Here is a 7,612-nt window from a genome sequence, read left to right on the forward strand (position 1 = left end):
CGGCGTGCCCAGGGTGATCCCGCCGGGCTGTGGAGGCCCGGGAACGGCCCGGGCATCGAGGAGACGAACGGCCCTCGGGCGCAGGCCACCGTCGGTGTACCACCCCGCCCACGACCACCGGTGGGGCGGCACACCGAAGGCCACCGACGGTGGTACGCGAGCTGACAAACTTAACGCTCTCCTCAACTTGGCCGGCCGTTCCGCGGGGCAGCGTGCGGCCACCCGGGAACCCGCTGGCGGGCCGCAGATTCGTTGTTAGACTGGCCCGGTTGGATGAGAGGTACGACCAGGGAGACCAGACATGGCGGGTGACGACGACATCTCCGGGTGAGACCGGAGGTGTTCGGCCATCGGTTCGGCGTGCCTGAGCGCGGCCGGCGTGGCCATGTCGTCGTTCCACCGGTCCCGTTCGTCGTCGGGCGGCTCACGCACGCCCAGCCCACCCTCTGAGGTCACTCGCAATGTCTGACGCCTTCGTCGTCTGCTCGAACCTGTCCTTCTCCTGGCCGGACGACACCCCGGTCTTCTCGGAGCTGTCCTTCACCGTCTCCGGCGGTCGCACCGGCCTGGTCGCACCCAACGGGGCCGGCAAGAGCACGCTGCTGCGGTTGATCGCCGGGGAGCTACGGCCCACCGGCGGCAGCATCACCGTCGACGGGCTGCTCGGATACCTGCCGCAGACCCTTCCGCTGGCCGGTGACCTGGCCGTGGCACAGGTGCTCGGCATCGCCGAACGGATCGCGGCGCTGCACGCCATCGAGGCCGGCGACGCCAGCGAGGCACACTTCGCCACGATCGGCGACGACTGGGACGTCGAGGAGCGCACCCGGTCCGAGCTGGACCGGCTCGGCCTCGGTGGCCTGTCGCTCGACCGGCCGCTGCACACACTCAGCGGCGGTCAGGTGATCTCCCTCGGCCTGGCTGCGCGGCTACTCCGCCGCCCGGACGTGCTGCTGCTCGACGAGCCCACCAACAACCTGGACGTGGCGGCTCGGCACAAGCTCTACGACGTGCTCACCGACTTCAGCGGTTGCCTGTTGCTGGTCAGCCATGACCGGGAGCTGCTGGACCGGATGGACCGCATCGCCGAGCTGGAACGCGGCGAGATCAACTGGTATGGGGGCACCTTCACCGCGTACACCGAGGCGGTGCAGGCGGCGCGGGAGGTGGCCGAGAGCAACCTGCGCAACGCCGAGCAGGAGGTCAAGCGGGAGAAGCGGGAGATGCAGCAGGCCCGTGAGCGGGCCGACCGGCGGGCCAGCAATGCCGCCAAGAACCTGAAGAACGCCGGTCTGGCCCGGATCGTCGCCGGAGGGCTCAGGCGCAGCGCACAGGAGTCGGCGGGCAAGTCGCAGGAGACCCACTCCGCCCGGCTCGGCTCGGCCAAGGCCCGACTCGACGAGGCCGGTCGCGCGGTCCGCGACGAGGACACGATCACCGTCGACCTGTCCGACACCACCGTCCCGGCCGGACGGACGGTCTTCTCCGGTACGGGGCTGCGGGCCCGCTTCGACGACCGGGATCTGTTCGGTGGCGACGGCGCCGACCTGGTGATCCGGGGCCCGGAGCGGATCGCGCTCACCGGGGCGAACGGCGTCGGCAAGTCGACCCTGCTGCGGCTCGTCGACGGCGACCTCGAACCGGCCGGCGGTGAGATCAAGCGGGCCGACGGGCGGATCGCGTACCTGTCGCAGCGCCTGGACCTGTTGGACCTCGACCGGACGGTGGCGGAGAACTTCGCCGCGTACGCGCCGAGCCTGCCGGACGCCAGGCGGATGAACCTGCTGGCCCGCTTCCTGTTCCGGGGCGCCCGGGTCAACCTGCCCGTCGGGGTGCTCTCCGGCGGTGAGCGGCTGCGCGCCACCCTGGCGTGTGTGCTCTGCGCGGAACCAGCACCGCAACTGCTGCTGCTCGACGAGCCGACGAACAACCTGGACCTGGTCAGCGTCGCCCAGTTGGAGAGCGCGCTGAGCGCGTACCAGGGCGCCTTTGTCGTGGTCAGCCACGACGAGCGGTTCCTCGCCGAGATCGGCGTGCAGCGCTGGCTGCGGCTGGCCGACGGCCGGCTCCGCGAGATCGCCGCCCCCGACCAGGTCTGAATCCAACGGTCCGGCCGGCTCATGCCGGCCGGACCGGAGCCAGCTCAGCTCACGTTGGCCGGGCCGAGCACGCTCTTCAGGTCACCCATCAGCGCGGTGGTCGCCGCCACCCGGAACGGACCCAGCCGCAGGGTGGTGGTACGCCCGCCGTTGAGGAGCTTGACGTGCACCTCGGTGTCGCCGGGGTGCAGGACCAGGGTTTCCTTGAGGCGTTCCACAAGTGGCGGCGTGCAGCGGTGCACCGGGATGGTGAGGGTGACCGGCTTGTTGGTGGCGCTGGTGCTGACGTCCGGCATGGACATGTCCATCGCCATGATGCGGGGCGTGTCGTCGCGGCGGTCCACCCGGCCCTTGACCACCACGATGGCGTCCTCGGCGATGTACTGGCCGATCACCTCGTAGGTGTTGGGGAAGAACAGCGTCTCCACGCCGCCGGCCAGGTCCTCCAGGGTGGCCGAGGCCCAGGCCCGTCCCTGCTTGGTGACCCGCCGCTGGACCCCGGACAGGATTCCCGCGAGGGTGACGACCGCCCCGTCGGGCACCGCGCCGTCCTCGGCGAGGGAGGCGATGGTGGTGTCGGCCGCCGCGCCCAGGATGTGTTCCAGGCCGAACAGCGGGTGGTCGGAGACGTACAACCCGAGCATCTCGCGCTCGAAGGCCAGCTTGTCGCGCTTCTCCCACTCGCTGTCGCCGATGATCGGCATCACCGTCGTGCTGCCGGTGTCCGCGTCGCCGAAGCCGGCGCCGAACAGGTCGTACTGGCCGACGGCCTCCTTGCGCTTGACGTCGGCGTACGCGTCGATCGCGTCGGCGTGCACCGTGAGCAGGCCCTTGCGCGGATGGTCGAGGGAGTCGAACGCGCCCGCCTTGATCAGCGATTCGATCGTCTTCTTGTTGCAGACCACCGCATCCACCTTGGACAGGAAGTCGTAGAAGTCGGCGTACTCGCCCTTCTCGTCGCGGCACCGCATGATCGAGGCGACCACGTTCGCGCCGACGTTGCGCACCGCCGCCAGACCGAAGCGGATGTCCTTGCCGACCGGGGTGAACGGCCCGGCCGAGGTGTTCACGTCCGGCGGCAGCACCTGGATGCGCATCCGGCGACACTCGGACAGGTACAGCGCCATCTTGTCCTTGTCGTCACCCACGGACGTGAGCAGTCCGGCCATGTACTCGGCCGGGTAGTGCGCCTTGAGGTACGCCGTCCAGTAGGACACCAGGCCGTACGCGGCGGAGTGCGCCTTGTTGAAGGCGTACCCGGCGAACGGCACCAGCACGTCCCACACGGCCTGGATCGCCTCGTCGGAGTAGCCGCGCTCGCGGCAGCCGTCCCGGAACGGGATGAACTCCTTGTCGAGGATCTCCTTCTTCTTCTTACCCATCGCCCGGCGCAGCAGGTCCGCCTGACCGAGCGTGTAGCCGGCGAGGATCTGCGCGGCGCGCTGCACCTGCTCCTGGTAGACGATCAAGCCGTGCGTCGGTGCCAGGATCTCCCGCAGCGGCTCCTCCAGCTCCGGGTGGATCGGCGTGATCTCCTGGAGGCCGTTCTTGCGCAGCGCGTAGTTGGTGTGCGAGTCGACACCCATCGGGCCGGGCCGGTACAGCGCCAGGACGGCCGAGATGTCCTCGAAGTTGTCCGGCTTCATCAGCCGCAGCAGCGACCGCATCGGCCCGCCGTCGAGCTGGAACACGCCCAGCGTGTCACCGCGGGCCAGCAGCTCGTACGCGGCCTTGTCGTCCAGCGGCAGGCCCAGCAGGTCGAGTTTGAGACCGTGGTTCAGCTCGATGTTCTTGACCGCGTCGTCGATGATCGTCAGGTTGCGCAGGCCGAGGAAGTCCATCTTCAGCAGCCCGAGCGACTCGCAGGTCGGGTAGTCGAACTGCGTGATGATCGCCCCGTCGGCGTCACGGCGCGTCAACGGGATGTGCTCGATGATCGGCTCGGCGGACATGATGACGCCGGCGGCGTGCACACCGGTCTGGCGGATCAGCCCCTCGATGCCCTTGGCCGTGTCGATCACCTTGCGCACGTCCGGGTCCGAGTCGTACAGGCCCCGGATCTCGCCGGCCTCGGCATAGCGGGGGTGCTTCGGGTCGAAGATGCCGGTCAGCGGGATGTCCTTGCCCATCACGGCCGGTGGCATCGCCTTGGTGATCCGGTCGCCGACCGCGTACGGGAAACCCAGCACCCGGGCCGAGTCCTTGATCGCGGCCTTCGCCTTGATCGTGCCGAAGGTCGCGATCTGGGCGACCTTGTCCTCACCCCACTTGTCGGTGACGTACTTGATCACCTCACCGCGCCGACGCTCGTCGAAGTCGATGTCGACATCCGGCATCGAGACACGCTCGGGGTTGAGGAACCGCTCGAAGATCAGGCCGTGCTGGATCGGGTCCAGGTCGGTGATGCCCAGCGCGTACGCCACCAGCGAGCCGGCGGCCGAGCCACGACCCGGACCCACCGCGATGCCCTGCTTCTTCGCCCACTGGATGAAGTCGGCGACCACGAGGAAGTACGACGGGAAGCCCATCTGGTTGATGACGCCGAGCTCGTACTCCGCCTGGACGACGTGCCCCTCGGGGATGCCGTTCGGGTAGCGGCGGCCCAGGCCGGCGAACGTCTCCTTACGGAACCACGACTCCTCGGTCTCGCCCTCGGGCACCGGGAAGCGCGGCATCAGGTTGTGGAACTCGAACATGCCCTTCGGGTCGACCTTCTCGGCCACCAGCAGGGTGTTGCGGCAGCCCTGCTGCCACAGCTCGGACGAGTCGACCGCGCGCATCTGGTCGGCACTCTTGACGAAGTAGCCGCCGCCCTCGAAGCGGAACCGGTTCGGGTCGTCGATGTTGCTGCCGGTCTGCACGCACAGCAGCACGTCGTGCGCGGTCGCCTGCGCCTCGTGCGTGTAGTGCGAGTCGTTGGTGACGACCGGCGGGATGTCCAGCTTGCGGGCGATCTCGGTGAGCCCCTCGCGGACCCGGCTCTCGATGGAGAGGCCGTGATCCATGATCTCCAGGAAGTAGTTGTCCTTGCCGAAGATGTCCTGGTAGCTCGCGGCGACCTTGAGCGCCTCGTCGAACTGCCCCAGCCGCAGCCGGGTCTGCACCGCGCCGGACGGGCAGCCGGTGGTCGCCATGATGCCCTCGGCGTGCTCGGCGATCAGCTCCATGTCCATCCGGGGCCACTTGACGTAGTGCCCCTCCATGGACGCGCGCGAGTTGAGGGTGAACAGGTTCTTGAGCCCCTGCGCGTTCTTCGCCCACATCGTCTTGTGGGTGATCGCGCCGTTACCGGAGATGTCGTCGCTCTTCTGCTCCGGCCGACCCCACTTGACCCGCGCCTTGTGATAGCGCGACTCCGGCGCCACGTACGCCTCGACACCCAGGATCGGGGTGATCCCGGCTGCCATCGCCTGGTTGTAGAAGTCGTTCGCGCCGTGCATGTTGCCGTGGTCGGTGATCGCCACCGCCGGCATGCCCAGCCGGTTGGCCTCGGCGAACAGGTCCTTCAACCGGGCCGCTCCGTCGAGCATCGAGTACTCGGTGTGCACGTGCAGATGCGCGAACGAATCAGCCATGCGTGGCGCCCCCCGGCGGTGTGGATCTAGGTGGTCGGAGCCGACCGGGACCTACCCTACCGAGGTGATCTCGGCGGCTCCACCGTCCGCGCCGAGGGTGGGCCGTGTCTCGTCCGTTACCTGCCGTGACGACCTCGGCGAGGTCCGGCTGCATCATGCCTTCATCGGGAGCGGCCGTATCATCCGACGATACTCAGCGAGGAGGAGCCATGGACGATTGGGACATCTCAATCCATGCGGCGTATGCGGGCGGGCTCGCAGTGCGTGTGGAGGAACTACGACAACATTTTCCAGAGGCACTGCTGTCGTGTGACGTCGATGACAATTATCCCGGTCCCGATCTCATCTGCTGGAACGCACACCCGGACCAGATCTGGGTGTGGATATTTGAGTCGAATGACGCCGAAGGAATACAGCGCGCGAAGGAGCGCCTAAATCAAGTCCTCGCTGCCCCTTACGATCTGACTACCATCGTGGACAAGCCAGTAGTAGCCGGACCGAATGGCCTCTTCGAGCAAGACTGCGTCACGGCGTCCAGCTACATCGACGTTGACGGGCGAATTGAGGTCCGGAGCGGACTCGGGGACGGAATTCAGCTGTACCGGGCGTTCAGCATCGATGGAGAAGATGACATCATGCAACGAGTCGCAATCAACTTGACGCTCGGCGTTGCGCGCAAGGCGGACCGCGATTCCCGACAGGCGTTGGGGTTTCCAGGGTGACGACAGCCCAGTGCCGAGCGGCCAAACCCGCCTGCCGACAACTCGGAGGGCCGACCGTAGGAACCGACGGAAGAACTTCTCCTCAACCCTGGTAGTACACGTACGTCCCCTCGGACTACCACTTGTGGGTGTAGATGTGGTTCTACAAGTGCCGAATCACGCGTCCTGGGGTCCAACCTGACTCGTGAGCGAGCGCGGATACGTGGGCCAGCAAGTCTCATCGGGGTGCCCTTTTCGTCGGGTCGATGGTGTGTACGGAGGTCGGTGCGAGGCCGGCAACGTTCTCCGTTGCCGGGCCTGGGTCGTCGTTTGGTCGGGATTGCTGGACCTGGCTTGCCAGACGCTGATCTCGTGGTCGGGAAAGGCCTGCCACACACCGGCCGGCCCGGTGACGTCTTGGTCGTCGTCATCGCGCCGGGCACAGCGAGCCGAAAACCGAGGGGCTGTGACGAGGCCAAGGGGATCCGGCGTGAGTGCGGACAGGCTGATGGCGCGCCGCCTCCGCCGCGTCGCCAGAAAATAAGGCGAGCGAGAAGCGCAGCGAGGATCCGATCTCTCGCGTGTCTACCTAGAAGTAATTGTCAGACCGAGGGCCCGGTCACCAGCGGCCAACCATAGGCAACATAGACATTCCTGGTCGCTCCCAGGCAGCTCTTCGCACAACGTGAACTCGCACGTCGCTCCTCCCCCGTGGCTCAAGTGGCATGAAGGTAAGGACCAACAACGGCCCGTGTCAACACGCCCACTCAGCGCTACTTTGAGTGACGCCAGGGAGGCATTTGATCAGGAGAATTCGGGCTCGTTCAGCACCTAACGTAACGACGGCCGAAATCACTGGTTGGTGATGGCCAACAGCCTCAAACAAGCACAATTCAACCTTGGCGGCGAGGATAAGGTGCAGTCGCCCTTGGCAGCGCCCGCAACAGATACCGTTCCAGCGCGCTTTCCGCATTCGCCGCTCGGCAACGAGTGCGAACCGCGCCATGGGGGCAACTGCAGACGCGGATTGCCAGGCACCTCGCACCGTCGACGGGTGGAGGCCTAGACGAGTAAGTCCGAAGTCTGGTCAGTGGTCGTAGGCGATCAGGGATCTGGTCACGGGTTGGCCGGTGGTCCGGTTGTGCCAGATCGCGGCGGTCATCGCGAGGAGGCGTTGCGCGATGCGTGCGGTGACGCCTTCGATGCTGCGTCCGCCGTGTAGTTCGAGGTCGAGTTG

3 protein-coding genes and 1 pseudogene are annotated in these 7,612 nt (G+C 67.2%); 2 read left to right on the forward strand and 2 right to left on the reverse strand.

Annotated features, from left to right (window positions below; all coding sequences use genetic code 11):
• Nucleotides 1-461: 461 nt before the first annotated feature.
• Nucleotides 462-2,099: a ribosomal protection-like ABC-F family protein gene (abc-f, locus tag ACGFH9_RS14370; RefSeq protein WP_393218671.1), complete on the forward strand. Its 1,638-nt coding sequence runs from the start codon at nucleotides 462-464 to the stop codon at nucleotides 2,097-2,099.
• A 44-nt stretch (nucleotides 2,100-2,143) separates the two neighbouring features.
• On the opposite strand, the gene dnaE is transcribed toward abc-f, so the two are convergent.
• Nucleotides 2,144-5,674, reverse strand: coding sequence for a DNA polymerase III subunit alpha (dnaE, locus tag ACGFH9_RS14375; RefSeq protein ID WP_393218674.1), 3,531 nt, complete (start codon nucleotides 5,672-5,674; stop codon nucleotides 2,144-2,146).
• Nucleotides 5,675-5,883: 209 nt separating this feature from the next.
• On the opposite strand from dnaE, the gene ACGFH9_RS14380 reads away from it, so the two are divergent.
• Nucleotides 5,884-6,396 (forward strand): hypothetical protein, encoded by a 513-nt coding sequence (locus ACGFH9_RS14380; protein ID WP_393218677.1) that lies wholly within the window; start codon nucleotides 5,884-5,886, stop codon nucleotides 6,394-6,396.
• Nucleotides 6,397-7,462: 1,066 nt separating this feature from the next.
• Here ACGFH9_RS14380 and ACGFH9_RS14385 read toward each other — a convergent pair.
• Nucleotides 7,463-7,612 (reverse strand): annotated as a pseudogene (locus ACGFH9_RS14385) (IS982 family transposase); the annotation flags it as partial.

The organism is Micromonospora sp. NPDC049102 (assembly GCF_043197485.1).
In the GTDB taxonomy this organism is placed as follows: domain Bacteria; phylum Actinomycetota; class Actinomycetes; order Mycobacteriales; family Micromonosporaceae; genus Micromonospora.